Source organism: Chromobacterium sp. Beijing, assembly GCF_021496765.1.
Classification (GTDB): Bacteria; Pseudomonadota; Gammaproteobacteria; order Burkholderiales; family Chromobacteriaceae; genus Chromobacterium.
Genome location: NZ_CP053750.1, coordinates 1546346 through 1573007, shown reverse-complemented (window position 1 = coordinate 1573007; position 26662 = coordinate 1546346). Strand labels below are relative to the sequence as shown.

Below are 26662 nucleotides of genomic sequence, written 5' to 3'. Positions count from 1 at the left end.
TGTTTACGATCTCGCGAGCTAAGGCGAGACAAGGCGGAAACGAGCGAAAAAGCGGAATGTACACGTGGTACATGAGCATTTTGAGCTCGGTTTCAACGCCCATTTCTATCCATCCCGCCGACGCGCAGCAGATCGTAAACAGGTTCTCAGCCCAGGTTGCGGATGTCCACCACGGTTTGCAGGCCAAAAGCCGGCGACAGCAGATGGTCGACGATGCGGCGCGCGGCGGCGGCCGGGGTGCTCAGTTCGCCGTCCGCCTTCAGCGCGTCGAAACGGGCTTTCTGCGGGAACTGCTCGGCGTCGCTGCCGCGGATGCTGGCCTGCATGTCGGTGTCCACCACGCCGGGATAGAGCGCGACGATGTGCGCGGCGTTGTCCTGGCCGGCCTGTTCCGCGGCCACGCTGCGGCTGAAGTGGTCCAGCCCGGCCTTGGTGGTGCAGTACACGCTCCAGCCCGGGTAGGGTTTGGCGGCGGCGCCTGAGGAAATGTTCAGGATGCGGCGGCGGGCCTTGAGGCCGGCGCTGGCGCGCAGCAGCGCGTCCGTAGCCAGCATCGGCGCCGCCAGATTGATCGCCAGCGCGCGGACCAGGTCTTCGGCCGGGTAATGGCCGGCCTGGGCGATGGGCGTCACCACGCCGGCGTTGTTGATCAGGTTGAGGCTGGCGCAGTCGGCCGGCTCCAGCTGTTCCAGCGCGGCGGCGATGGCCGGCGCCACCGCGGCGGCGTCGGAGAGGTCGGCGTCTATGGCGCTCAGGCGTTCCGGGTAACGGCGCGTCAGCGCGGCCAGCGCGTCCACGGCGCCGCGCGCCAGGCCGGCGACGCGGTAGCCGTCGGCGAGCAGGGCTTCGGTCAGCGCCAGGCCAAGGCCGCGGGAGGCGCCGGTCACGATGAAGGCGTGCATATTCTGTGCTCCTGGGGTGAGGGCCGGTTTCAGCGGAGTTGGGCCAGCTCGGCGCGCATCTCGTCGATCACGGTCTTGTAATCGGCCTGGCCGTAGATGGCGGAACCGGCGACGAAGGTGTCGGCGCCGGCTTCGGCCACCGCGCGGATATTGTCGGTCTTGATGCCGCCGTCCACTTCCAGCCAGATTTCGCCGCCGTGCCTGGCGGTGTATTCATCGATGCGGCGGCGCGCCTCGCGCACCTTGTCCAGCGCGTGCGGGATGAACTTCTGGCCGCCGAAGCCCGGGTTCACCGACATGATCAGCACCATGTCTATCTTGTCCATCACATGGTCCAGATAGGACAAGGAGGTAGCCGGGTTGAACACCAGGCCGGCCTTGCAGCCGGCGTCCTTGATCAGGCCCAGCGTGCGGTCGACGTGCTCGGAGGCTTCCGGATGGAAGGTGATGATGTTCGCGCCGGCCTTGGCGAAGGCGGCGGCCAGGCTGTCCACCGGCTTCACCATCAGATGCACGTCGATGGGCGTGCCCTCGCAGTGCGGGAGGATGGCTTCGCACACCATAGGCCCTATGGTCAGGTTGGGCACGTAGTGATTGTCCATCACGTCGAAATGGATGATGTCGGCGCCGGCGGAGATCACGTCGCGAACCTCTTGGCCAAGACAGGAAAAATCGGCGGAAAGAATGCTGGGAGCAATACGGAAAGTGCGCATAGGGCGTTGCTTTGGGCAAGGATGAACACGGGATGGCCACATTCTACCGCGCCAAAAGCGTTCCGGCGGGATAAAATGAAGCACAAACAACAAAAGGAGCGCTGAACATGGCGGAAAAAACCTACCGTGTCGAAGTGGAAGCCGAACCGCATTACATCGAAGAACAATCCAATATGGCCAACGACATTTATGTGTTCGGCTATCGCATCCGCATCACCAATACCGGCAGCGAGCCGGCGCAGCTGGTCAGCCGCCACTGGATCATCGCCGACGCCAACGAGCAGGTTCAGGAAGTGCGCGGCATGGGGGTGGTGGGCGAGCAGCCGCGCATCGAGCCGGGCCAGTCTTTCGACTATTCCAGCGCCACCCATCTGAAAACGCCTTACGGCTCAATGAAGGGCAGCTATCAGTTTCTGGCCGACGACGGCAAGCGTTTCGAGGCGGAAATCCCCGAGATGAATCTGGTGGCGCCGCGCGTGCTGCATTGAGAACCCGTTCAAAGTCCGCCGAGCCCTGGCGATACAGCGTTGAAACCGGCTTAGGAATGCCCATGCGCCGCTTGGCCATTGCGCATTTTCGGCCGCAACGCCTTGTCTCGCCCCCGCTCGCTGGACTTTGAACAGGCTCTGAGACTTCGCAAAGCCGGCGGCGCTATTTTTCCCTGGGCCAGGTCCACCACACGATGAAGGTGGCCAATCCGCCGGCAATCGCCGCTTCCAGCAATAATATCCACATGTCCGCGCCCCCTGGCGAGCGTTGATGATGTTCGCAAGACAACTCAATTCTCACTTTGGAACAGCTTGACGCAACAGGCAATCCCAAATATGCGTTTTACCCATTCCGGCCCGGCTCCGGACCGCCGCAACGATATCGCCACCCTCAAGACGCTTGTGCCCTATTTATGGGTGTTCAAGTGGCGGGTGCTGCTGGCGCTGTCCTGTATGATTTTGGCCAAGGTGGCCGCGGTCAGCACGCCCTTGTACCTGAAAGACATCGTCGATCAACTCTCGGTGCCGGCCACCCTGTTGGCCTTGCCGGTGCTGGCGCTGGCCGGCTACGGCTGCGCCCGTCTGCTGTCCAGCGTGCTGGGCGAGCTGCGCGACGCGGTGTTCGCGCGGGTGATACAGGGCGCGGTGCGCAGCGTGGCCGGCGGCGTGTTCCAGCATCTGCTGCGGCTGTCGCTGCGCTTTCACCTGGAGCGTCAGACCGGGGGCATGAGCCGCGACATCGAGCGCGGCACCAAGGGCATAGGCTTTTTGCTGAACTTCACCGTGTTCAACATCCTGCCCACCTTGCTGGAAATCGGCATGGTCACCGCCATTCTGCTGCACCGCTACGCCTGGCCGTTCGCGCTGGTGACCTTCGGCACCATCGCCGTCTACATCGCCTTCACCCTGGTGGTGACCGAGTGGCGCACCGTCTACCGCCGCAGCATGAACGATCTGGACTCCAAGGCCAACGCCAAGGCGATAGACGCGCTGCTCAATTACGAGACGGTCAAATATTTCAACAACGAAGGCTACGAGGCGGCGCGCTACGACAAGAATCTGGCGGCCTGGGAAGCGTCGGCGATCAAGAACCAGGTGTCGCTGTCCATGCTCAACGCCGGCCAGGGCCTGATCATCGCCAGCGGCGTCACCCTGATCATGGTTTTGTCCGCGCGCGAGGTGGTGGCCGGGCGGATGACGGTGGGCGACGTGGTGCTGGTGGCTACTTTCATCACCCAGTTGTACGCGCCCTTGAACTTCCTCGGCTTCGTCTACCGCGAGATCAAGCATTCGCTGGCCGACATCGAGCGCATGTTCGCGCTGCTGGGCGCCAACGAGGAGGTGGCGGACGCGCCGGGGGCGGCGGTGCTGGCCGCGCCGGCGGCCGCGGTGCGCTTTGAACAGGTGGGCTTCGCTTACGAGAGCAAGCGGCGGATTCTGAACGAGGTCAGCTTCGACATCCCGGCCGGCAAGACGCTGGCGGTGGTCGGCGCCAGCGGCGCGGGAAAATCCACGCTGTCGCGGCTGCTGTTTCGCTATTACGACGTCGGCGAGGGCCGCATCCTGGTCAACGGCCGCGATATCCGCGAGCTGAGCCAGGACAGCCTGCGCGCCCATATCGGCATCGTGCCGCAGGACACGGTGCTGTTCAACGACACGGTGTATTACAACATCGCCTACGGCCGGCCCGGCGCCAGCCGCGAGGAAGTGATGGAAGCGGCCAAGTCCGCGCACATCCACGATTTCGTCAGCAGTCTGCCGGACGGTTACGACACGATGGTGGGCGAGCGCGGCCTCAAGCTGTCCGGCGGGGAAAAACAGCGGGTGGCGATTGCGCGCACCATTCTGAAGAATCCGCCCATCCTGATCTTCGACGAGGCCACCAGCGCGCTGGATTCGCGCACCGAGAAGGCGATCCAGCGCGAATTGGCCGAGATCTCAGCCAACCGCACCACGCTGATCATCGCCCACCGGCTGTCCACCATCGTCGACGCCGACCAGATCCTGGTGATGGAGGCCGGGCGCGTGCTGGAGCAGGGCAGCCACCGCGAGCTGTTGGAGCGCGGCGGCCGCTACGCCGAGATGTGGCGTTTGCAGCAGACGGAGCAGCCGGCGACCGACGACGTCTGAGAACCTGTTCCAAGTCTGCCGCGCGGGAGCGCCGCGGTCTTGAACCGGCTCAGGGCTGGCGTCGGCCGGCGGCCTTGAGTTCGCTCATCGCCGCCAGTACGGCGTCGGCCAGCGTCAGCATGCGCTGGCAGTCCGCGCTTTGAGGGTGGCCGGCGAAGTCCAGCGCGGGGGACAGCGCCTGTAAGGCGCGGCGGGCGCTGGCGGCCACGTCGGCGGCCAGATTGAAATCGCCGGCCGACAGCACCCGGCCGTTGCGGATTTTCTTGTAGTACACGGCCGCCATCTGCGCGTACTGCTCCGAGGTTTGCTGAGCGGCCAGGCTGGGCTGCAAAGCCTCCAGCAAGCTCATGATTTCGCGGCAGGCCTGCTCCGCGGCGTTCCAGCGCTTGTCCTGTTGCTGGCGTTGCTGCGCCTGGGGCTTGGTCGCGGCTTTCTTGCTCGCCATCTTGGGCTCCTGGGAAAAAGTCAGAGCGCCGCATTCTAGCCATCCCGGCCGCGGCGCGCCACCGTCGCGCTAATCGTGCAGGTGGAAACCGAGCAGGGCGTCGTCTTCGCTGGGCAGCGATAGTTCGACGAAGTCGTTCAGGCAGAACAGGGTCAGTTTGCCGCCGTAGACGGCGCCGGTGTCCAGGTTCAACACATTGTCGAAGCGGGTGGCGCTGGTTTGCGGGGTATGGCCCACCAGCAGCAGGTCCACGCCGCGCACAACGCCGCCGCGGCCGTGGCGCGCGCGTTCCCGCGACCACAGCGCGACGTTGCGGCCGCTTTCCGGCAGCGTGCCGTTGGCTAGGCCGGCGGCCAGCGCGTCCCAGTCGTTGCCGGGGCAATCCGCGTGCACCACGCCGATCTTGCCGCCGTCCGCGTCACTGACCTCTATCGCGTAGGGCAGGCGCTGAAAAGCGGCCAGGCAGGCTTGTCGCTGAGGCGCGGGCAGGGTCAGCAACCAGGAGCCGCCGTTGTTGACGTGGCGGATTTCGGCTTGCTTGTCGCCCAGTATCGAATCGATCGCCAATTGTTCGTGATTGCCGCGCACCGCGTAGAACCACGGTTGCGCCAGCCACTCCAGCACCGCCGCGCTGTCGGCGCCGCGGTCTATCATGTCGCCGACCGACAACAGTCGGTCGCACTCGGGATTGAAGGCGGCCATTTTCAGCAAACGCGACAATTGGCGGAAGCAGCCGTGAATGTCGCCGACCGCCCAATCGCGGCCTTGGGTATTGCGTTGCAGCTTCAGAATCATGCTCGAACTCGGGGGTGGGGTGCGGCTATTTTGCGCCATGCCAATGGTTTTGTCATTGTGTTGATAGTTTCACAATTAGAATTGTTTTGATTTGACTATCAAAGGCTTACCGAGTTCGATGTCATCCGGGGCTAGGCGGTTCGCCATTCCTGGCAGAATTGCCGGCGGAAGTCCCGCAGCCACTGCAGCCGTTGCTCCGCCATCTTTCGGCCGGCCTCGGTTTGCATCATGGCCGGCAATTTGGCGAGCTTGACCTCGATGTGGTCCAGCGCCCAGCGGCGGTCGTCCAGCTGGCGGGCCTCGCCCAGCGGATCTTGCGGATGAGCCAGCGCCGAGTCCATGCGCCCGGCGGTGTAGAACAGCCGCGCCAGGCCGACGGCGCCCAGCGCGTCCATGCGGTCGGCGTCCTGCACGATGCGGGCTTCCAGGCTTTGCGGCGGGATGGCCGCGCTGAAACTGTGCGCCTCGATGGCGTGGGCCACGCCGTCCAGCCGTTCCGCCGGAAAATTGCCGGCGGCCAGCAGCGCGCGGGCGCGGGCGGCGGCCTGGCGCGAGGCCAGATGGCGTTCCGGATGGTTTTTCGGCAGGTTGACCAGGTCGTGCAGATAACAGGCGGCCAGCACGGTCAATGCGTCGGCGTCGGGATGGGCGTCCAGCAACTGCCGGGCGCAGGCCCAGACGCGATGGAAATGGTTGAGATCGTGGGCGCCGTCGTCGTCGCCCGGCTGTTGTTGCAGCAGGCCGATCAGGCGGACGCGCCAGTCGTCTAGCGTCGCGTCGGAGAGAATGGAGTTCATGGCGGCGGCAAGGATTGGGGCAGGGGATTACAGCCCCAATCCACGTCGCCGTCAAGCCGGCGATTTAACAGTTCTCAGCCTGCGTTCAGCTCGCAGTAGCGCGCCGCGATCGCCGAGGCCAGGCGGGCGTTGTTCAGCACCAGCTGGATGTTGGCGGCCAGGCTGTTGCCGCCGGTCAGCTCGCAGACGCGAGCCAGCAGGAAGGGCGTGGACTCCTTGCCGGCCACGCCTTGTTCCTCGGCCTCGCCCAGCGCCTGTTCGATGGCGGCGTCGATCTTGTCGCGCGGCATCGCGTATTGCTCCGGAATCGGATTGGCCACCACCACGCCGCCGCGCAGTTGCAGGTTCCACTTGGCCTGCATCGTGGCGGCGATGTCGACGGCCTCGTCCAGACGGTGGTCCAGCTTGAAGGCGCTGTCGCGGGTGAAGAAGGCCGGCAGGTGGTCGCAGCGGTGGCCGATGACCGGCACGCCGTGGGTTTCCAGGTATTCCAGGGTCAGGCCCAGGTCCAGGATGGACTTGGCGCCGGCGCAGACCACGGCCACCGGGGTTTGCGCCAGTTCCTGCAGGTCGGCGGACACGTCGAAGCTGCGCTCGGCGCCGCGGTGCACGCCGCCGATGCCGCCGGTGGCGAACACGCGGATGCCGGCCATCGCGGCGATGATCATGGTGGTGGCCACGGTGGTGGCGCCGCTGCGTTTGCCGGCGACGATGAAGGGCAGGTCGCGGCGGCTGACCTTGGCGATGTCGCGGCCGCCCTTGCCCAGGTATTCGATCTCGTCCGCGCTCAGACCGGCCTTCAGACGTCCGTCGATGATGGCGATGGTGGCCGGCACCGCGCCGTGGGCGCGGATTTCCGCTTCCACCTGCAGCGCGGTTTCCACGTTCTGCGGATAAGGCATGCCGTGGGAAATGATGGTGGATTCCAACGCCACCACCGGGCGGTTGGCGGCCAGGGCGGCGGCGACTTCGGGATGAATGTCGAGATGGGCGTTGTGCATTGCGTGCTCCTTAGTTGATGACGAGATCAGGCGTTCAGATAGGCTTCCACCGCCGCGCGGGACAGGGAAGGGTTGTTGGTGGCGGCGGAGGACAGCGTCAGCGCGGCGCAGCCGCGAGCAAAGCGCACGCTGTCCGCCAGCGACAGCTCATTGAGCCAACCCCAGGTCAGGCCGGCCATCAGCGCGTCGCCGGAGCCGGTGGTGTTGACGATGGCGCAGTCCGGCGCGTCCAGCCAGCCGTCGCCGGCTTCGCCGCTGTAATAGATGCCGGCGCCGGCCATGCTCAGCACTACGCGGCGCACGCCCTGGCCATGGAACCAGCGCGCCGCCTCCGGCGCGTGCTCCGCCCGTTCCAACGGCAGGCCGGACAAGGCGGCGGCTTCCAGGCGGTTGGGTTTCAGCGTGTGGATGCGCGACAGCCAGGGGCGGACGCGCTCGGCCTTGAACGCGGATACCGGATCGACGAACAGCGGCTTGTCGCCGCTTTCGGCGATCAGCCAGGCCAGCGCGTCGGCGCTCAGATTGGTGTCGGCCACCACCGCGCCGGCGTGGCGCACCAGCTCGCTCTGCGCTTGCAGGCGTTCAGGCGTCAGCCGGTTGAGGATGTCCATGTCGTTGATGGCCAGCGCCATGTCGCCGTCGGCCTGCTGGATGGACAGATAGGTGGAGGTGGCGGCGTCCGGCAGCGTCAGACAGCCGCGCACGTCGACGCCGGCGCGCTGGGTGGCTTCCAGCAGCGAGCGGCCGTGGATGTCGTCGCCCACCACCGAGACCAGCCGGCAGTCGGCGCCCAGCCGCGCCAGGTTTTCCGCGACGTTGCGCGCCACGCCGCCGGGCGAGCAGCGCACCTGGCCGGGATTGGAGTCGCCGTGGCGCAGCGCGGCGGCGGCGCTGCCGACGATGTCCATATTGGCGCCGCCGACGGCGGCGACATAGCGCTGTTCGGCCAGGATGTAGCCTTTGCCGCGGATATGCCCCTTTTGCACCAGATTCATGATGTGCCCGGCCACCGCCGAGCGGCTGATGCCCAGTTGATCCGCCAGCTCCTGCTGCGGGATCAGCGGATCCAGGCGCAGCAGAGAGAGGATTTGTTGTTCCCGCTCAGTCATCAAACATTTGTCCGTTTTGCAAACATTTGTTTGATATTACGGCATTGGCATGCCGGAGGTCAAGGGCGGCGCATTTCCCATTGCGACAGCCACAGACGAGCGCCGCAAGACCGCAGCAGGCCGGCGCCGGCTTCGTCGTCGGCGTCTAGATTGCTGATGGCCAGCGCGGGCGCGGCGGTGTCCCGCTGAACGGCGGCCAGCAGCGAGCGGGCGACGCCGCGGCGCCGATGCGGCGGCGCAACCGCCAGTTCCGCGACGTCGCCGGCGGCGGAATAAAGCGCGTAGCCCAGCAAATCGCCGTTCTGTTTCGCCGTCATCAAGAGCAGCGGCGGCCGCGCGCGCTCCAGGCTGTCGCGGCTATTGGGCACGGCGGGCTCGCTGTGCAGCGGCCAACGCGGCCATTGCGAGCGGTCAGCGGCTTCGCAGCGCCAGCCGGGCGCGGCGTCCACGGCCAGCGCGTGTTCAATGCGGTAACAGTCCAGCCGGCGGCGAGGGCGGAAGCCCAGCTTCAGATAGGCGGCCATGGCCGCGGCGTTGTCGCTGATCACCTCCAGTTGTTGGCGCTGTATGCCCCGGCTGGCCAGCCGCCGGCTGACCGCGGCGGCCATCGCTTGCAGCAGGCCTTGGCGGCGCGCGTCGGGCGTGACGCCGGTGGCGACGCAATAGCCGATCGGGCCGGCCTCGTCGCAGTGCACGCCGGCCAGCCACAGACCGACGAGCGCGCCGTCGCGCCAGGCGCCGATGCTCAACTCCGGGCGCCAGCCGCGCCGATGCAGCATGGCGGCCAGCTGTTCTTCGTCCATTTGCATGGGCAGCAGGTAGTCGCTGAATGCCAGCCTGAAGGCTTGATGGATGAGGGGGAAATCGATCAGGGACAGGCTGTGCAGGCGCATGGACGGGCTCGGGTCAATTAGGGATGGGCTGATTATGCGCGGCGACGGCGCGGCGCGGCCGGCGCTGTCGTGAATTGGATACAAAAGACTAAATTCAGCGATGACAGCCGACGACGATGCGTCTAGACTATAGCCATGCGCATTGTGCGTGTTTCACAGGGAGGCGAAGTATGGATGGATTGAGTCAGATCAGCGGGCAGGGCGTGTCCAACAGCATCCAGATCTACGCATTGAAAAAAGCCATGTCGGCGCAGTCGCAGTCGGCTTTGAGCTTGGTGCAAGGCGCGTCCGACAATATGGCGCAGGCCCAGGCCAGCAATCCGGCCCATCTGGGGCAGAATATCGATACCCGCGCCTGAGACGGCGGGGTGACTGGAAAAGCGGCCTAGGCCGCTTTTTTTATTGCCGGGTTCAGAACCTGTTCACGATCTAGCGGGTAAGAACGTGTTTACGATCTCGCGAGCTAAGGTGGGACAAGGCGAAAACGAGAGAAAAAGCGGAATGTACAGGTGGTACATGAGTATTTTGAGCTCGGTTTCAACGCCGTATCGCCGACGCGCAGCAGATCGTAAGCAGGTTATCAGGCGCTGAGCGCCTGATCCCAGTCTTCCGGAAATTGCCGTTCCAGCCAGTTCGCCAGCCATTCCGCCGCGCTCTCCCAGCGCGTGTCCAGCATCATCATATGGCCAAGATGGGGCAGGATGTCCGCCGCCACGTCCAGACGCCGCGCGGTGGCCACCACGTCTTCCGGCCCCACCAGCCGGTCTTCGGCCGCGCCCAGCACCAGCGCCGGCAGCCGCGTCAGCGGCCGGTTGGCCAGCGGGTTGACCAGGGTCATGTCCATCAGCGCTCGCTGGCTTTCCTGCTGGCAACGGCTGATCAGCAGTTCCACCGCCGATTCCGGCGCGTCCGGCGACAGCAGCATGTCCTTCAGTTCGATGAACTCCGGATCGTACAGGCCGTGCTGGTACATATTGAGCTTGAGAAACAGCGCCGGCGCCTGCGTCAGCAGCCGCAGGCTGGACGAGGCGAGCCCCCCGGGCGGGACCGAGGCCAGCAAGGCCGCACCGGGCAGCTTGTGGCGGCTCAGGTATTGCTGCACCACGTAGCCGCCCATGGAGTGGCCCACCATCACCGGCGCGGCCGGCAATTGCTTGAGCGCCGCGTCGAGATTGCGCACATAGTCGTCGACGCCGATCGCGGCCAGGTAGTCCCGGCCCTCGCTGGCGCCGTGTCCCTCCAGGCTCAGCGCCCAGCAATCGTAGCCTTGCCGGGCGAACCAGGGCATGAAGTATTCCCGCCAGCACCAGGCGCCGCAAAAGGCGCCGTGCACGAACAACAACGGCGGCGCGAGACGCGCCGCCGTTGGCGCCGGGGCTTGATGCAGCAGCTCCAGGCGCGGGGACATCACAGCACTTCGGCGGCGTGGTCCGCCAGCCGCGAGCGCTCGCCGCGCTGCAGCGTGATGTGGCCGGAATGGCCCCAGCCCTTGAAGCGGTCCACCACATAGGTCAGGCCGGAACTGCCCTCGGTCAGGTAGGGGGTGTCGATCTGCGAGATATTGCCCAGGCAGACCACCTTGGTGCCGGGGCCGGCGCGGGTGATCAGGGTCTTCATCTGCTTGGGCGTCAGGTTTTGCGCCTCGTCGATGATCAGGTATTTGTTGAGGAAGGTGCGGCCGCGCATGAAGTTCAGCGATTTGACCTTGATGCGGGAGCGGATCAGGTCGCGGGTGGCGGCGCGTCCCCAGTCGCCGCCATCGTCGTCGCTCTTGTTGAGCACGTCCAGATTATCCTCCAGCGCGCCCATCCACGGCGCCATCTTTTCCTCTTCGGTGCCGGGCAGGAAGCCGATGTCCTCGCCCACCGGCACGGTGACCCGGGTCATGATGATTTCGGAGTACAGCTTCTGTTCCAGCGTCATCGCCAGGCCGGCGGCCAGTGTCAGCAGCGTCTTGCCGGTGCCGGCTTGGCCCAGCAGGGTGATGAAGTCCACCTCCGGGTCCATCAGCAGATTGAGGGCGAAGTTCTGCTCGCGGTTGCGCGCGGTGATGCCCCAGACATTGTTTTTGTGGTGGCTGTAGTCCTTCAGCGTCTGCAGCACCGCGGTCTTGCCCTCCACCTGGGTCACGCGCGCCTGCAGCGGCTGGGCGCCTTCCTGCCACAGCATCTGGTTGACGTAGAGGTTCTGGCCGTCCGGGCCCTTGACCTGGTAGTAGCTGCGGCCCTGTTCCTGCCAGGACTTCATGTCCTTGCCGTTGCGCTCCCAGAAGCTTTCGTCGATTTCCCGGGTACCGGTGTAGAGCAGGTCGGTGTCTTCCAGCACCTTGTCGTTGAAATAATCTTCCGCGTCCAGGCCCAGCGCACGGGCCTTGATGCGCATATTGATGTCTTTGGACACCAGGATCACCGAGCGGCCTTGCTGCAACTCCTTCAAGGCCATCACGATGCCGAGAATCTGGTTATCGGCCTTGCCCACCGGCAGAGACGGCGGCAGCACGCTGTGTATCGCCTGAGTCTGCAGGATCAGCTTGCCGGCGGCGGCGTCGCGGCTGGCGCTCTTCAGCGGAATGCCGGATTCGATCTTGGCTTCGGCCCCGCTGACGATCTCATCTAGGAAACGGCTGGCCTGGCGCGCGTTGCGCGCCACTTCGGACATCCCCTTCTTGTGGGTGTCCAGTTCTTCCAGTGTGATGATGGGGATGAACACATCGTGTTCTTCGAAGCGATACAAGCAGGTGGGGTCGTGCAGCAGCACGTTGGTGTCGAGAACAAACAGCTTGCTGGCGCTGATTTTTTTGCGGCTGGCCATGATGATCCCCTGGTTTTATCGCGGGGCGGGCCGGGAATCGGCCGACCCCGTCGCGGTTTTTAGAGCGTCTTGACGAAGTCCAGCACCGCCGCGGCGTGGCCTGGCACTTTGACGCCGCGCCATTCGCGCGCGATGTCGCCGTTCCGGCCAATCACGAAGGTGCTGCGTTCAATCCCTCTGACCTGTTTGCCATACATATTCTTCATCTTGATGACGCCAAACAGATTGCAAACAACCTCCTCTGCATCGGACAACAATTCGAATGGCAGCTCCAGCTTGGCTTTGAAGTTCTCGTGAGACTTCAGGCTGTCGCGGGAAATGCCGACAACGGCGGCGCCGGCGGCGGCGAATTCGGCGTGCAGATCGCGGAAATCCATGGTTTCGTTGGTGCAGCCGGGGTGTTGTCTTTGGGGTAGAAGTAGATCACCAGCGGCTTGGGGCTGCTGGACAGCTGAAACGAGACGCCGGCGGTGCCGGGCAGGGTGAAGTCGGGGCAAGCAATGCCGGACATGCAGTAACTCCTGTGGTGGAACTGGGTTGGTGCGTCCGCCTTGTTTTGAGATTAGCGGATTCCCGCCCGGTTAGACAATGGGAATGGGTAACGAAATTTTCACGGCGCGTGTTCCCGCCGCAGCAGCACCAAGAGCGCGCCGGCGCCGCCCATGGATTCGCCGGCCTCGCAAAAGGCCAGCACATCGGGGTGGTGCTTGAGCCAGGCGCGCACCATGCGCTTGAGCACGGGCTGGCCGTTGGAGCCGAAGCCCTTGCCGTGTATCACCCGCACGCAGGGCCCGTGACGCCGCGCCTGGTGCAGGAACAGCGCCAAGGCGTCCTGGGCCTGGTAGCGGTCGCAACCGTGCAGGTCGAGCTGACGGCAGACCGGCCAGAAGCCTGCGCGCAGCTTTTTCAGCGTGGCGGAGGGCATGCCGGGCCGGGCGAAATGGGCGTCGATCTCGGCCGGTTCGAACCAGCCCACCATCTGCCGCAGCAAGGCCTGTTGCACCGCTTCCGACGTCTGGCCGTGTTGATGGCGGCGGCGCGGGTGCGGGCTGGGCTTGGGGCGAGGGCTGGCGTGGTGGTTGTCCGGCTTCAGCGGCTTGACGTCGCGGAACAGCTGGCGGAAATCCGGTTCCGGTTCGGCCGGCGGCGCGGCGGAAACGGAAACGCCAGCCGGCGCGCGGGAGTCGCGCACCTGCTGGCGCAGGCCTTGCAAGGCTTTCTTGAAGGCTTTCAAGCGTTTACTTCAGGCTGTCCAGGTAACGTTCCGCGTCCAGGGCGGCCTGGCAACCGGAGGCCGCGCTGGTCACCGCCTGGCGGTAGATGTGGTCCTGCACGTCGCCGGCGGCGAACACGCCCGCCGCGCTGGTGGCAGTGGCGTTGCCCTCGCGGCCGCTCTTGGTGATCAGGTAGCCGGTGCCGTCCATTTCCAGCTGGCCTTTGAAGATCTCGGTGTTCGGCTGGTGGCCGATGGCGACGAAGAGGCCCATCACCTTGATTTCTTCGGTGGAGGCGTCCTGCATGGACTTCAGGCGCAGGCCGGTGACGCCGGAAGCGTCGCCCAGCACCTCGTCCAGGGTGGCGTTCAGCTTCAGGCTGATCTTGCCTTCCTTGACGCGGTCCATCAGCTTGTCGATCAGAATCTTCTCGGCGCGGAAGGTTTCGCGGCGGTGGATCAGGGTCACGTGCTTGGCGATGTTGGCCAGGTACAGCGCTTCTTCCACCGCGGTGTTGCCGCCGCCGATCACCGCTACGTCCTGATTGCGGTAGAAGAAGCCGTCGCAGGTGGCGCAGGCGGACACGCCCTTGCCCTTGAACGCTTCTTCGGAGGCCAGGCCCAGGTATTTGGCCGAGGCGCCGGTGGCGATGATCAGCGCGTCGCAGGTGTATTCGCCGGCGTCGCCCACCAAGCGGATCGGTTTTTCATGCAGATGGGTGGTGTGGATGTGGTCGAACAGGATTTCGGTGCCGAAGCGCTCGGCGTGCTGCTGAAAGCGCTGCATCAGTTCCGGGCCCATCACGCCGGCGGCGTCCGCGGGCCAGTTGTCCACGTCGGTGGTGGTCATCAACTGGCCGCCTTGCGCCAGGCCGGTGACCAGCACCGGCTTCAGGTTGGCGCGCGCCGCGTAAACGGCGGCGGTGTAGCCGGCGGGGCCGGAGCCAAGAATCAGCAGGGGGCTGTGGCGAGTCGTGGTCATGATGTTTTCCTGTGTGAGAAGCGGGTAATGAAACCGATTGCGTCAAACCGGGGCGGCCGGTTGGGCGCCGAGGTCGAGTCGTTCAGTTCTGAAGTATGGTGTCTGTCCGTCGGAATCCAAGAGCAAGAGCGGACTATTCAGCCAGCGGGCCCGCGCGCGGGCGCCGGCGTTTCGGCTGACAATATACAAGAGCGGCGGGGCAAGGTTAAGCGTTGGCTTGATTGGAATATTCAACATTGCTGATTGAATTCCTTTATCGCCGTTCCCGGCCGTCCTATCGGCCGGGCTTGGTTCTGGCTGAAATCATTTGCGCATTCACGCGTCGATTCAAAAGCTTGCCGTTTTTCGGGGTGCCGTCATGCCGGAATCCGCGGCGGGGCTAGGCCCGCTTGGCCCGCCGCGGCCGCGCGGCGGCTACTTGCCAGCACCGGCCGCGTGCTATACTGTCCGTTTTCGCGTTGGGTGCGTGGTGTAACTCCGCGCAGCGCCACTTCTGAGGTGAGGCAATGTCCTTCGTGTCTGCCGATCCGTGGCGTCGTACCGTCCCAGATGACTAAACCTGTCACACACTTAAGGATTTAACATGCAAGTACAGCTGGAAACATTGAGCAATCTTGAGCGCCGCATGAATATCGCCCTGCCGATGGCGGCCATCGACACGCAAGTGGCCGAGCGCCTGAAGCGCGTGGCCCGCAACGCCAAGATTCAAGGTTTCCGCCCGGGCAAGGCTCCGCTGAAGATCGTGGAAATGAACTACGGCGCCCAGGTGCGTGAAGAAGTGATGGGTGAACAGGTTCAACAGGGTTTCTACTCCGCCGTGAGCGAGCAGAAGCTGCGCGTTGCCGGCTACCCGCGCTTCGAGCCGGTAGCCGCCGGCGACGACAAGGAAAACTTCAAGTTCGCCGCCACTTTCGAGGTTTACCCGGAAGTGAAGGTTGGCGAGCTGGCCGGCAAGGAAGTGGAAAAGCCGCTGACCCCGGTGACCGACGCCGAAATCGAGAAAACCATCGATATCCTGCGCAAGCAGCGCACCCGCTACAACCGCGTTGAGCGCGAAGCCGCCACCGGCGACCGCGTGATCATCGACTTCAAAGGCGCCATCGACGGCGTGCTCTTCGAAGGCGGTTCTTCCGAGAACTTCCCCTTCGTGCTGGGCCAAGGCCAGATGCTGGCCGAGTTTGAAGCGGGCGTCGCCGGCATGAAGGAAGGCGACATCAAGAGCGTGGAAGTGAGCTTCCCCGAGGATTACCACGGCAAGGACGTGGCCGGCAAAACCGCCGTGTTCGAAATCCTGCTGAAGAACGTGGCTGAAGCCGTGCTGCCGGAAGTGAACGAAGAGTTCGCCAAGCTGCTGGGCATCGCCGACGGCGACGTTGAGAAAATGCGCGCTGAAATCCGCAAGAACGTGGAACGCGAAGTGAAGCGCCGTCTGCAGGCCCGCACCAAGGAAAACGTGATGCAGGCGCTGTTGGACGCCACCGAGATCGAACTGCCGAAAGCCCTGGTCAGCCTGGAAATCGGCCGTCTGGTCGAGCAAGCCCGTCGCGACATGCAGCAACGCGGCATGAACGTCAAAGACATGCCGTTCCCGCCGGAACTGTTCGCTCAGCAAGCCGAGCGCCGCGTGGCTCTGGGCCTGATCCTGTCCGAAGTGGTGGAATCCAACAAGCTGGAAGCCAAGCAGGACCAAGTCAAGGCCATGATCACCGAGTTCGCCGACAGCTACGAAGATCCGGCTGAAGTGCTGACCTGGTATTACGCCAGCCCGGACCGCCTGGAAGGCCCGACTTCCATGGTACTGGAAGACAATGTGGTTGAATTTGTGCTGTCCAAGGCCAATGTTGTAGAGAAAGAACTGTCCTTCGACGCCCTGATGGGCAACAACGCCTGATAACAGCTGGAGTGGCCGATGAAATCGATGATGGAACCTCAAGGTCTGGGCCTGGTGCCCATGGTGGTGGAACAGAGCGGCCGCGGCGAGCGCGCGTATGACATCTACTCGCGTCTGCTGAAGGAACGCATCGTGTTCCTGGTGGGCCCTGTCACGGATGAGTCGGCCAACCTGGTTGTGGCGCAGATGTTGTTCCTTGAATCGGAAAATCCGGACAAGGACATCCACTTCTACATCAACTCGCCGGGTGGGTCGATTACCGCGGGCATGTCCATTTACGACACGATGAACTTCATCAAGCCGGATGTTTCCACCTTGTGCATTGGCCAGGCCGCTAGCATGGGCGCCTTCCTGCTCGCCGCCGGCGCGCAGGGCAAGCGCTTCGCGCTGGCCAATAGCCGGGTGATGATTCACCAGCCGCTGCTGTACGGCGGCGGCCTGTCCGGCCAGGTCACCGATATCGAGATCCATGCTCGCGAACTGGTCAAAGTCAAGGCCAAGATGAACGAGCTGCTGGCCAAACATAGCGGCCAGCAACTGGAGCGGGTGATCGCCGACACCGAGCGCGACAACTTCATGTCCGCCGACGAGGCACAGGCCTACGGCTTGATCGACAAAGTGCTGACGTCCCACAAGGACGTGAAAGCTTAAGGAGCGATGGAATCCGCCAATGGCTGATAAGAACAGCAATGAAAAGCTTCTCTACTGCTCTTTCTGCGGCAAGAGCCAGCATGAAGTCCAACGCCTGATCGCCGGGCCGCAGGTCTTCATCTGCAACGAATGCGTCGAGCTGTGCAACGACATCATTCGCGAGGAGCTGGAGAAGGGCGTCGGCGACGCCGCGTCCTCCTCCGAAGACAGTCCGCTGCCTACGCCTCAGGAAATCCGCGCGGATCTCGACCAATACATCATTGGTCAGGATTTCGCCAAGAAGACCCTGTCGGTGGCGGTGTACAACCACTACAAGCGTCTGAGCAGCCCGGCAAGCAAGAGCGAGGTCGAGCTGGCCAAGAGCAATATCCTGCTGATCGGTCCGACCGGTTCCGGCAAGACCTTGCTCGCCCAGTCTCTGGCCCGCCTGCTGGACGTGCCCTTCGTCATCGCCGACGCCACCACGCTGACCGAAGCGGGTTACGTGGGCGAGGATGTCGAGCACATCATCCAGAAGCTGCTGCAAAAATGCGACTACGACGTGGACAAGGCCCAGCGCGGCATCGTCTACATCGACGAGATCGACAAGATCTCGCGCAAGTCGGAAAACCCGTCCATCACCCGCGACGTATCGGGCGAGGGCGTGCAGCAGGCTTTGCTGAAGCTGATCGAGGGCACCGTGGCCTCGATTCCGCCGCAGGGCGGCCGCAAGCATCCGAATCAGGAATTCATCCAGGTGGACACCACCAATATCCTGTTCATTTGCGGCGGCGCTTTCGACGGGCTGGAGAAGATCATTCGCCAGCGCTCGGAAAAGGGCGGCATCGGCTTCGGCGCCGACATCAGCTCCAAGGACGACGGCAAGAGCTTGTCCATGTTGTTCCAGGAAGTGGAGCCGCAGGATCTGATCCGTTTCGGTCTGATTCCCGAGCTGATCGGCCGGCTGCCGGTGGCGGCCACGCTGGAGGAGCTGGACGAAGAGGCGCTGGTCACCATCCTGACCCAGCCGAAGAACGCGCTGATCAAGCAGTATCAGAAGCTGTTCTCGATGGAGTCGGTGGAGCTGGAAGTGCGTCCGTCCGCCTTGCGGGTGATCGCCAAGCAGGCGCTGAGCCGCAAGACCGGCGCGCGTGGTTTGCGCTCCATCCTGGAACGGGCGCTGCTCGACACCATGTACGAGCTGCCGTCCATGGCCGACGTGGAAAAAGTCGTGGTGGATGAAAAGGTTATCGACAAGGGCGACAAACCGCTGTTCATTTATCGCGACAAGGACGACAAGGCGCAATCGGCCTGATTGTCCGCCGCGACTCCGGAGACCGCCCAAACCGGGCGGTTTTTTATTTGTAGAGCCGGAAATCTGATTTAGTATGGGGGTGTTGAATTTTACTGTCCGCCCCCCATCTCCCAAGCATTGTTTCATAAGCAAGGTTAGGTGATATGCCGCAACCCGCAGAACTCAAAGAAGAAGCCACGCTGCCATTGCTGCCGCTGCGCGACGTGGTGGTCTTCCCCCATATGGTGATCCCGTTGTTCGTCGGCCGCGCCAAGTCCATCCGCGCGCTGGAGCTGGCGATGGACGAGGGCAAGCAAATCCTCTTGGTGGCGCAGCGTTCCGCCTCCAAGGACGAACCGTCCGCCGACGACCTGTATCAAGTCGGCACCATCGCTTCGGTATTGCAGATGCTTAAGCTGCCGGACGGCACCGTCAAGGTGCTGGTCGAAGGCCGTCAGCGCGCGATGATCGAATCGGTGGGCGAAGAAAACGAATGCTTCGTCGGCGCCTTCAAGCCGCTGAGCCCGGAGGCCGAGGAATCGACCGAGACCGAGGCGATGCGCCGTGCGCTGCTCGCGCAGTTCGAGCAGTACGTCAAGCTGAACAAGAAGATTCCGCCGGAAGTGCTGAACTCGCTGGCCGGCATCGACCGCGCCGGCCGCATGGCCGACACCATCATCGCCCACCTGCCGCTGAAGCTGGAGCAGAAGCAGGAAGTGCTGGAGATGTTCGACGTGCAGCAGCGCCTCGAGCACCTGATGTCGCAGCTGGAAGGCGAAATCGACATCCTGCAGGTGGAGAAGCGCATCCGCGGCCGCGTCAAGCGGCAGATGGAAAAGAGCCAGCGCGAGTACTATCTGAACGAGCAGGTCAAGGCGATTCAGAAAGAGCTGGGCGAGATGGACGAGGTCAGCGACCTCGACGAGCTGGAAAACAAGATCAAGGTCGCCGGCATGAGCAAGGAGGGTCGCGAGAAGGCGATGTCCGAGCTCAAGAAGCTGCGCATGATGTCGCCGATGTCGGCGGAAGCCACCGTGGTGCGCAACTACATCGACACCCTGCTCGAACTGCCGTGGAAGAAGAAGACCAAGATCAGCAAGGACGTGGCCAAGGCCGAGGAAGTGCTGGACGAGGATCACTTCGGCCTGGAGAAGGTCAAGGAGCGGATTCTGGAGTACCTGGCGGTGCAACAGCGCGTCGACAAGCTCAAGGCGCCGATTCTGTGCCTGGTGGGGCCGCCGGGCGTGGGCAAGACCTCGCTGGGCCAGTCCCTGGCGCGCGCCACCAACCGCAAGTTCGTGCGCATGGCGCTGGGCGGGGTGCGCGACGAGTCCGAGATTCGCGGCCATCGCCGCACCTATATCGGCTCCATGCCGGGCAAGGTGCTGCAGAACATGAGCAAGGCGGCGGTGAAGAACCCGCTGTTCCTGCTGGACGAAGTGGACAAGATGGGCGCGGATTTCCGCGGCGATCCGTCGTCGGCCTTGCTGGAGGTCTTGGACCCGGAGCAGAACCACTCCTTCATCGACCATTACGCCGAAGTCGAATTCGACTTGTCCGACGTGATGTTCGTGGCCACGGCCAACTCGCTGAACATTCCGCCGGCGCTGCTGGACCGGATGGAAATCATTCGTCTCGCCGGCTACACCGAGGACGAAAAGGTCAATATCGCCACCAAATACCTGCTGCCCAAGCAAATGAAGGCCAACGGCGTGCAGGAGGGCGAGCTGGCGGTGCAGGAGACCGCGCTGCGCGACATCGTGCGCTACTACACCCGTGAAGCCGGCGTGCGCAGCCTGGACCGCGAAATCGCCAAGATCTGCCGCAAGGTGGTGACCAGCGCCTCGCTGAAGGCCGGCAAGGCGAGCAAGGTGACCGTCAGCGGCCGCAACCTGGACAAATTCCTGGGCGTGCGCCGTTTCGATTACGGCATCGCCGAGGACGAGAACCGCATCGGCCAGGTCACCGGCCTGGCCTGGACCGAGGTGGGCGGCGAACTGCTGACCATCGAGGCGGTGTCGCTGCCGGGCAAGGGCAACATCATCCGCACCGGCCAGCTGGGCGAGGTGATGCAGGAGTCCATCACCGCGGCGATGAGCGTGGTGCGCAGCCGCGCGCGTTCGCTGGGCATCAAGCCGGACTTCTACGAGAAGAGCGATATGCACATCCACGTGCCGGAAGGCGCGACGCCCAAAGACGGGCCCAGCGCCGGCATCGCGATGACCACGGCCCTGGTGTCCATCCTGACAGGCATTCCGGTGCGCGCCGACGTGGCGATGACCGGCGAGATCACGCTGCGCGGCGAGGTATTGCCCATCGGCGGCCTGAAAGAGAAGCTGCTGGCGGCCCATCGCGGCGGGATCAAGCACGTGTTGATCCCCAAAGGCAACGAAAAAGATTTGGTTGAAATTCCCGCCAATATCAAGCATAAAATCGAAATCCATGCCGTTAAGTGGATAGACGAAGTCTTGGCTTTGGCCTTGGAGCGGCAACCGGAGCCTTTGTCGGAAGAAGAAAAGCCGGCGGAGGAGTTGCGAGGGACGCAGGAGGCAGCGCAAGGCGTGTCCGTGATGAAGCATTAAGAATCATGGCCTTAGCCGAACGCTGAATAACTTGTGTTCAAGCGGCTTTCCAGTGTGTTTGCGAAATGGCAAAATGCCCGTCAAAGCCGCTTGACACAAGGATTTCGCCCTTGCTATAAAGCAAGCGGTTTTTATCCGAATTACGTAGACCGAGAACGACGAAAGGGGACTTACGTGAACAAGTCTGAACTGATTGACGCTATTGCCGCTGAGGCCGATATCTCCAAAGCCGCCGCCGCCAAGGCGCTGGACGGCATGGTGGCCGCTGTAACCGACGCTCTGAAAAAGGGCGACACCGTGACCCTGGTGGGCTTCGGCACCTTCTACGTTGGCGAACGCGCTGAACGCAGCGGCCGCAACCCGAAGACCGGCGCCACCATCAAGATCCCGGCAGCTCGTTCGCCGAAGTTCCGTGCTGGCAAGGCACTGAAAGACGCGCTATAATTAGCGGCCTTGGCAGCCCTTAGCGGCTGGCAAGGTGTTTCGAGGGGCGTTTAGCTCAGTTGGTAGAGCGTCTGCCTTACAAGCAGAATGTCGGCGGTTCGACTCCGTCAACGCCCACCACAGTCCGGAGCGGTAGTTCAGTTGGTTAGAATACCGGCCTGTCACGCCGGGGGTCGCGGGTTCGAGTCCCGTCCGCTCCGCCAGAACTCACAAAAAGGTGAACGAAATACAGCGTTCACCTTTTTTTTTGACAAGGGTGGCTCAAGCCAATCGCCATGTTCGAGTTTGTCCAGAACAATAAAGTCTTCATTCAGGTTGTATTGGGAGCTGTTGCGTTGACCTTCGTGGGCTTCGGCGTGGGCAGCTATGAAGCAGCTTCCGACGACCCTTATCTTGCCAAGGTAGGTTCCGCCAAGATTTACAAGCGCGATCTGGATCGAGCCTTGGAGGGCCAGCCCACCGATCCGGCCAGCCGCCAGGCCGCGCTGGAAAACCTGATCCGTCAGGAACTGCTGCTGTCCGACGCGCATGACCGCGGCGTCACCGTCAGCCCCGAGCAGCTGCGCAAAGTCATCGCCTCCATTCCCGCCTTCCAGGACAACGGCAAGTTCAGCCCGGAACGCTATCGCGAATTCCTGCAAAACCGCTATCCGTCTCCGGAAGCCTTCGAAGCCCAGGTCAAGCGCGACATCGTGCTGCAAAGCCAGCTGACCGGCATCGCCGGCACCGAGTTCGTCGCCGGCACCGTGGTCAACCGTCTGGCCGGCCTGTTGGGCGAGGGCCGCGAAGTGCGCTCTTTGCTGTTGAAGCCGGCGGATTTCGCCGCCGAGGTCAAGACCGACGACGCCGCGCTCAAGGCCTTCTACGACGCCAACCTGAAGCGTTTCCGCGTACCGGAGCGGGTCAAGCTCGACTACGTGCTGCTGTCCCAGGACGCCTTGGCTCAAGGCCTTAAGCCCAGCGACGCCGAGCTGCAGAAATACTACGAAGAACACAAGGCCGAGTTCAGCAACGAACAGCGCCGCGCCTCCCATATCTTGCTGACGGTGGCCAAGGACGCCAAGCCGGAGCAGAAGGCCAAGATCAAGGCCGAAGCCGAGGCCTTGCTGAAGGATGTGCGCGCCAATCCGGCCCGTTTCGCCGAACTGGCCAAGGCCAAGTCGCAAGATCCGGGCTCCGCGGCCAATGGCGGCGATCTGGGTTTCTTCGGCCACGGCATGATGGTCAAGCCTTTCGACGACGCGGTGTTCCGCATGAAGCCGGGCCAGATCAGCGAAGTGATCGAAACCGAGTTCGGTTATCACATCATCAAGCTGGACGAAGTGAAGGCTCAGGACTTCGCCGAAGTGAAGGCGGCTATCGCCGAGAAGCTGCAGCGTCAGCAGGCGGGCAGCCTGTTCCGCAGCCAGGCCGACAAGCTGACCGAACTGGCCTACCAGCAGGGCGATTCGCTGAAGGCGCTGCAAGAGCAGCTGAAGCTGCAACCGCAGCATTCCGATTGGCTGAGCCGTGGCAAGCCGGCGGCGGACCCGCTGCTCAACAGCCCCAAGGTGCTTGAGGCGGCGTTCAGCGAAGACGTGCTGAAGAAGAAGCACAATAGCGAGCCGGTGGACATCGGCAACAGCCGCCTGTTGGTGGTGCGCGTGGCCGAACATCAGCCGGAGCGTCAGCAGACGATGGACGAGGTGCGCGAGGTGATCAAGGCAGAGCTGGTGGCCAAAGAAGGCGCCAAGCTGGCCGAGAAGAAGGGCCAGGCGCTGTTGGCCGAGCTGAAGGCGGGCAAGGGCGAGGGCAAGGCTTGGAGCGAAGCCAAGACCCTGCTGCGCCGCGATCCGGCCGGCCTGCCCATCGCCGACGCGCGCGCGGTGTTCGCCGCTCAGGCGGGCAAGCTGCCGGCCTTCGCCGGCGCCAAGCGCGACAACGGCGAATACGCGCTCTATCGCATCGACAAGGTGATTCCGGCGCCGACGGCCAGCGAGGCCGAACGCGGCCAGCTGAGCGCGATCCTGGGCGAGATGAACGCCAACGCCCAGCTGTCCAGCTATCTGGACACCTTGCGTCAGAAGTACAGCGTGACGATGGGCAAGCAGGGTTTGTCCGACGCACAATAAGTCCGGTTTGAACGATGTCCGATCGCCGCCGTCAGCGTTTGCTGGCGGCGGTTTTTCATATGCCGAACGCTGATTTGCTTATAAGTTTGAGCGCTAAACGGACAATTTTTTTGCGCGGGATGAGATAATTTCAATCTTTTTTAGTCGGAACTATTGACTGGAAACGAAAATAGATGTTCAATCATAAACAAATTTAGTCGCCGATTTGAACACAGCTTGCGGGCGTAAAACAGCTAAAGCGTGGGTAAGCAGCCCCAGGAAGTGATCCAGCATCTGCTTACAGTAATCTCGATTCCGCAGTGATTCCGAAGATTCCCATGCAAGGCCCGCCAAGTTCATTGGCGGGCCTTGTGTTTTTGGAGTATTTGGAATGATTCATCTGCAAAATGTTCGTAAGCGTTTCCGTCACCCCGAGGGGGCTGGTTCGATGCGGTCACGGACACCTCTCTCACGATTCGTCCGGGCGAAGTCTTCGGACTGATCGGCTTTTCCGGCGCCGGCAAATCCACCTTGCTGCGCCTGATCAATCTGCTGGAGCGTCCGGACCACGGCGCCGTCATCGTCGACGGCGAAGACCTGACCAGCCTGTCCGCCAAGGCCTTGCGCCGCGCGCGCCAGAATATCGGCATGGTGTTCCAGCAATTCAATTTGATGGCCAACCGCACTGTGGCCGGCAACGTCGCCTTCCCGCTGGAAGTGGCGGGCTGGGCCAAGGCGGATATCGACAAGCGCGTCCATGAATGCCTGGAAGTGGTGGGCCTCTTGGACCGCGCTAATCACTATCCGGCGCAATTGTCCGGCGGACAGAAGCAGCGCGTCGGCATCGCCCGCGCGCTGGCGCCCAATCCCAAGGTGATCCTGGCCGACGAGCCCACCTCGGCGCTGGACCCGAAAACCACTCAAGCCGTGCTGGATTGTCTGAAGGACATCAATCAACGCTTTGGCGTCACCATTGTCATCGTCACCCACGAGATGGGCGTGGTGAGGGCGATCTGCCATCGCGCGGCGGCCCTGGACGCCGGCCGGGTGGTGGAAGTGGTGGATGTGTCGAATAACGAGGTGGCGGCGGATTCCGATCTGGCGCGCTCGCTGCTGGAGGCCGCGTAATGGATGCCGCAACCCTGAACGAAGCATTGCAAAACCTGGTGAGCATGGGGCCGGAAATCTGGCAGGCCTTCCAGGAAACGCTGGTGATGCTGGGCATAGGCCTGAGCGCGGCCGTCTTGCTGGGCGGTCCGCTCGGCATCGTGCTCTACCTGACCCAGCCGGGCCAGCAGTTCGCCAACCGCGCGCTGAACGGCGTGCTGGGCTGGGTGGTGAACCTAGTGCGTTCCTTCCCCTTCATCATCCTGATGGTGTCGCTGGTGCCGCTGACGCGAGCGCTGGTGGGCAGCACCATCGGTCCGGTGGCGGCTTCGGTGCCGTTGGCCTTTGCCGCGATTCCGTATTTCGGCCGCCTGGTCGAGCAGACGCTGCGCGAGATTCCGCGCGGCGTGGTGGAGGCGGCCGAGGCGATGGGCGCCAGCCCGCTGCAGATCATCTGCAAGGTCTTGCTCAACGAGGCGCGCTCCGGCCTGATTTCCAGTCTGACCATTCTGACCATCAGCTTCCTGAGCTATACCGCGGTGGCGGGGGTGGTGGGCGGCGGCGGCATCGGCGATCTGGCCATCCGTTACGGCTACTACCGTTATCAAACCGATGTGATGGTGGCCATGGTGCTGATGCTGGTGGCGCTGGTGCAAGTCATCCAGCTGCTGGGCAACCGGCTGGCCGCCAAGCTGGACAAACGTTGACATCCGCCGGCGTCAGGCGCCGGCAGGGCTAAGCTTTTACCTATCAATGGACAAGCAGGAGAAACAAATGCGTAGATTCGTGATCAAGGCAGTGGCGGCGTCGGTATTGGGTTTGGCGACGGCGGGCGCGGCGCTGGCGGCGGACCCGGCCAAGAAGGACATCGTGATCGGCACCACCGTCGGCGATTTCGGCGATATGGTCAAGCAATCGATCAAGCCCATCCTGGAAAAGCAGGGTTACAAGGTCAAGCTGGTGGAGTTCACCGATTACGTGCGTCCTAATCTGGCCTTGCAGGAAGGCGCGCTGGACGTGAATGTGTTCCAGCACAAGCCCTATCTGGACAACTTCGTCAAAGAGCACAAGCTGAACCTGAAAGAAGCGTTCCAGGTACCGACCGCGCCGCTGGGCATCTACGCCGGCAAGATCAAGGCGCTGAAAGACGTCAAAGTGGGTTCCACCGTGGCCGCCCCCAACGATCCGTCCAATTTCGCCCGCGCGCTGGTGATGCTGGCCGATCTGGGCTGGGTCAAGCTGAAGCCGGGCATCAACCCGCTGACCGCTTCCGAGCGCGACATCGCCGTCAATGTGAAGAAGATCAAGATCATTCCGCTGGAAGCCGCGCAACTGCCGCGTTCGCGCAGCGATGTGGACTTCTCGGTGATCAACGGCAATTACGCCACCAGCTCCGGCATCAAGCTGACCGAGGCGATCTATCAGGAAAAGAGCTACGCCTACGTCAACTGGGGCGCGGTGCGCACGGCGGACCTGGCCAAGCCCTGGGCCAAGGACGTGGTGGCGGCTTACAACTCGCCGGCGTTCAAGGCTTTCGCCAAGCAGAAGTACGCGGGCTACAAGCTGCCGCAGAATTGGAACTAAGCGAGATCGCTTATTCGCGCGCCGGCAGACGGCCGGCGGCGCAGGATTTCTTGTAACACTCCTGGCTACAAGACTTGATGGGAGGGCTTAGCCCTCCCAATTTTTTTGCGCGCTTAGAACGTGTTTACGATCTCGCGAGCGAAGGTGAGATAAGGCGAAAACAGCTGAGAAAGCGGAGTGTACACACGGTATATGAGCATTTCGAAGCGGCACTCACCGTGTAACGCTCCACAACGCGCAGCAGATCGTAAACAGGTTTCTCAGGCCCGCTGACAAAACCTCTGATCCTGCATTGCGCCTCCTTGTCGTACTGGTACTGTCTGTGTCGGCGCGCCTTGGCTCAGGTGCGCAGCGCGGTTTTGTTAGGGCTCTTATTTCAGATAGGAGCGCAAGACGCCCACCACCTGTTCCAGGTCCCGGCTGCGCTGCAGCGGGTCGTCGGCCTCAGGGCCCAGATGTTCGCGCAGATGGCCCTCCATCACTTCCATCATCAGCCCATTGACGGCGCCGCGCACCGCGGCGATCTGTTGCAGCACGGCCGAGCAATCGACTTCCTGTTCCAGCGCGCGTTCCAGCGCTTCCGCCTGGCCCTTGATGCGGCGGACGCGGGTCAATAATTTCTTCTTGTCTTTCACGGTATGCGGCATGCGCGCGGCTTCCTTCTATTGATAATATACTGGGGTATAGTATATTGACGCCAATCCGCCGCCGGACGCGTTGATTCCAATCGTCCACGGCGGCCAAACGGAACTCATTGTAAA

Annotated in this window: 24 protein-coding genes, 2 tRNA genes and 2 pseudogenes; 14 read left to right on the top strand and 14 right to left on the bottom strand. The window is 63.2% G+C overall.

Annotated elements, in window-relative coordinates; genetic code table 11:
* Positions 1–146: 146 nt before the first annotated feature.
* Together HQN78_RS07425 and rpe are read right to left on the bottom strand one after the other, a co-directional pair.
* The gene (locus tag HQN78_RS07425) at positions 147–902 is read right to left on the bottom strand and encodes an SDR family oxidoreductase (RefSeq protein ID WP_235088804.1); all 756 of its coding nucleotides are present in this window, start codon (positions 900–902) and stop codon (positions 147–149) included.
* A 29-nt stretch (positions 903–931) separates the two neighbouring features.
* Complete coding sequence (rpe, locus tag HQN78_RS07420; RefSeq protein ID WP_235088803.1) at positions 932–1615, bottom strand: ribulose-phosphate 3-epimerase; 684 nt, start codon at positions 1613–1615, stop codon at positions 932–934.
* Positions 1616–1722: 107 nt separating this feature from the next.
* On the opposite strand from rpe, the gene apaG reads away from it, so the two are divergent.
* Both apaG and HQN78_RS07410 read left to right on the top strand, forming a co-directional pair.
* A complete protein-coding gene (gene apaG, locus HQN78_RS07415; RefSeq protein WP_019101389.1) occupies positions 1723–2103 on the top strand; it encodes a Co2+/Mg2+ efflux protein ApaG in 381 nt (126 codons plus the stop codon).
* A gap of 336 nt (positions 2104–2439) precedes the next feature.
* On the top strand, positions 2440–4233 hold the full coding sequence (locus HQN78_RS07410) for an ABC transporter ATP-binding protein/permease (RefSeq protein WP_235088802.1): 1794 nt from the start codon (positions 2440–2442) through the stop codon (positions 4231–4233).
* A gap of 49 nt (positions 4234–4282) precedes the next feature.
* Here the strand turns inward: HQN78_RS07410 and HQN78_RS07405 are convergent, their stop codons facing one another.
* The 6 genes from HQN78_RS07405 to HQN78_RS07380 form a co-directional block, all read right to left on the bottom strand.
* A complete protein-coding gene (locus HQN78_RS07405; RefSeq protein ID WP_235088801.1) occupies positions 4283–4678 on the bottom strand; it encodes a hypothetical protein in 396 nt (131 codons plus the stop codon).
* 69 nt (positions 4679–4747) lie between these two features.
* Positions 4748–5473: a metallophosphoesterase gene (locus HQN78_RS07400; protein ID WP_158274272.1), complete on the bottom strand. Its 726-nt coding sequence runs from the start codon at positions 5471–5473 to the stop codon at positions 4748–4750.
* A 131-nt stretch (positions 5474–5604) separates the two neighbouring features.
* Positions 5605–6270 carry an HD domain-containing protein gene (locus HQN78_RS07395; RefSeq protein ID WP_235088800.1) on the bottom strand — a complete coding sequence of 222 codons (666 nt, stop codon included), beginning with the start codon at positions 6268–6270 and terminating at the stop codon, positions 5605–5607.
* Between the two features lie 74 nt (positions 6271–6344).
* Positions 6345–7271 carry a pseudouridine-5'-phosphate glycosidase gene (locus HQN78_RS07390; protein WP_235088799.1) on the bottom strand — a complete coding sequence of 309 codons (927 nt, stop codon included), beginning with the start codon at positions 7269–7271 and terminating at the stop codon, positions 6345–6347.
* Positions 7272–7297: 26 nt separating this feature from the next.
* Positions 7298–8380 (bottom strand): PfkB family carbohydrate kinase, encoded by a 1083-nt coding sequence (locus HQN78_RS07385; RefSeq protein WP_107799219.1) that lies wholly within the window; start codon positions 8378–8380, stop codon positions 7298–7300.
* Between the two features lie 59 nt (positions 8381–8439).
* Entirely contained in the window at positions 8440–9273 is an 834-nt protein-coding gene (locus HQN78_RS07380) for a GNAT family N-acetyltransferase (RefSeq protein ID WP_107799218.1), read from the bottom strand.
* 170 nt (positions 9274–9443) lie between these two features.
* Here HQN78_RS07380 and HQN78_RS07375 point away from each other — a divergent pair, with 170 nt between their 5' ends.
* Positions 9444–9632: a putative motility protein gene (locus HQN78_RS07375; protein WP_048411033.1), complete on the top strand. Its 189-nt coding sequence runs from the start codon at positions 9444–9446 to the stop codon at positions 9630–9632.
* A gap of 221 nt (positions 9633–9853) precedes the next feature.
* On the opposite strand, the gene HQN78_RS07370 is transcribed toward HQN78_RS07375, so the two are convergent.
* From HQN78_RS07370 to trxB, 5 genes and pseudogenes are all read right to left on the bottom strand, one after another.
* Positions 9854–10681, bottom strand: coding sequence for an alpha/beta hydrolase (locus HQN78_RS07370; protein ID WP_235088797.1), 828 nt, complete (start codon positions 10679–10681; stop codon positions 9854–9856).
* Positions 10681–12084 carry a PhoH family protein gene (locus HQN78_RS07365; RefSeq protein ID WP_107799216.1) on the bottom strand — a complete coding sequence of 468 codons (1404 nt, stop codon included), beginning with the start codon at positions 12082–12084 and terminating at the stop codon, positions 10681–10683. The genes HQN78_RS07370 and HQN78_RS07365 overlap by 1 nt, the downstream gene beginning before the upstream one ends.
* A gap of 59 nt (positions 12085–12143) precedes the next feature.
* Positions 12144–12595, bottom strand: a pseudogene (locus HQN78_RS07360) (peroxiredoxin).
* 99 nt (positions 12596–12694) lie between these two features.
* Positions 12695–13318, bottom strand: coding sequence for a Smr/MutS family protein (locus HQN78_RS07355; RefSeq protein WP_235088795.1), 624 nt, complete (start codon positions 13316–13318; stop codon positions 12695–12697).
* A gap of 4 nt (positions 13319–13322) precedes the next feature.
* Positions 13323–14279: a thioredoxin-disulfide reductase gene (gene trxB / locus HQN78_RS07350; protein WP_235088794.1), complete on the bottom strand. Its 957-nt coding sequence runs from the start codon at positions 14277–14279 to the stop codon at positions 13323–13325.
* Positions 14280–14862: 583 nt separating this feature from the next.
* On the opposite strand from trxB, the gene tig reads away from it, so the two are divergent.
* The 11 genes and pseudogenes from tig (at position 14863) to HQN78_RS07295 (ending at position 25901) form a co-directional block, all read left to right on the top strand.
* Positions 14863–16170, top strand: a complete 1308-nt coding sequence (tig, locus tag HQN78_RS07345; RefSeq protein ID WP_107799213.1) for a trigger factor — start codon at positions 14863–14865, stop codon at positions 16168–16170.
* A gap of 18 nt (positions 16171–16188) precedes the next feature.
* Positions 16189–16821, top strand: a complete 633-nt coding sequence (gene clpP, locus HQN78_RS07340) for an ATP-dependent Clp endopeptidase proteolytic subunit ClpP (RefSeq protein WP_107799212.1) — start codon at positions 16189–16191, stop codon at positions 16819–16821.
* 19 nt (positions 16822–16840) lie between these two features.
* Positions 16841–18115 carry an ATP-dependent Clp protease ATP-binding subunit ClpX gene (gene clpX, locus HQN78_RS07335; protein WP_107799211.1) on the top strand — a complete coding sequence of 425 codons (1275 nt, stop codon included), beginning with the start codon at positions 16841–16843 and terminating at the stop codon, positions 18113–18115.
* A 143-nt stretch (positions 18116–18258) separates the two neighbouring features.
* On the top strand, positions 18259–20676 hold the full coding sequence (gene lon / locus HQN78_RS07330; protein ID WP_107799210.1) for an endopeptidase La: 2418 nt from the start codon (positions 18259–18261) through the stop codon (positions 20674–20676).
* A 174-nt stretch (positions 20677–20850) separates the two neighbouring features.
* On the top strand, positions 20851–21120 hold the full coding sequence (locus HQN78_RS07325; protein WP_019101406.1) for an HU family DNA-binding protein: 270 nt from the start codon (positions 20851–20853) through the stop codon (positions 21118–21120).
* Positions 21121–21164: 44 nt separating this feature from the next.
* A tRNA-Val gene (locus HQN78_RS07320) sits at positions 21165–21240 on the top strand.
* 6 nt (positions 21241–21246) lie between these two features.
* Positions 21247–21323: transfer RNA gene (locus tag HQN78_RS07315), tRNA-Asp, on the top strand.
* A gap of 72 nt (positions 21324–21395) precedes the next feature.
* Positions 21396–23231, top strand: coding sequence for a SurA N-terminal domain-containing protein (locus tag HQN78_RS07310; protein WP_235088793.1), 1836 nt, complete (start codon positions 21396–21398; stop codon positions 23229–23231).
* Between the two features lie 370 nt (positions 23232–23601).
* Positions 23602–24338, top strand: a pseudogene (locus tag HQN78_RS07305) (methionine ABC transporter ATP-binding protein).
* Complete coding sequence (locus HQN78_RS07300) at positions 24338–25024, top strand: methionine ABC transporter permease (protein ID WP_107799207.1); 687 nt, start codon at positions 24338–24340, stop codon at positions 25022–25024. The pseudogene HQN78_RS07305 and the gene HQN78_RS07300 overlap by 1 nt, the downstream one beginning before the upstream one ends.
* Positions 25025–25091: 67 nt before the next feature.
* Positions 25092–25901: a MetQ/NlpA family ABC transporter substrate-binding protein gene (locus HQN78_RS07295; RefSeq protein ID WP_107799206.1), complete on the top strand. Its 810-nt coding sequence runs from the start codon at positions 25092–25094 to the stop codon at positions 25899–25901.
* Between the two features lie 371 nt (positions 25902–26272).
* On the opposite strand, the gene HQN78_RS07290 is transcribed toward HQN78_RS07295, so the two are convergent.
* The gene (locus HQN78_RS07290) at positions 26273–26548 is read right to left on the bottom strand and encodes a metal/formaldehyde-sensitive transcriptional repressor (RefSeq protein WP_107799205.1); all 276 of its coding nucleotides are present in this window, start codon (positions 26546–26548) and stop codon (positions 26273–26275) included.
* Between the last annotated feature and the right edge of the window lie 114 nt (positions 26549–26662).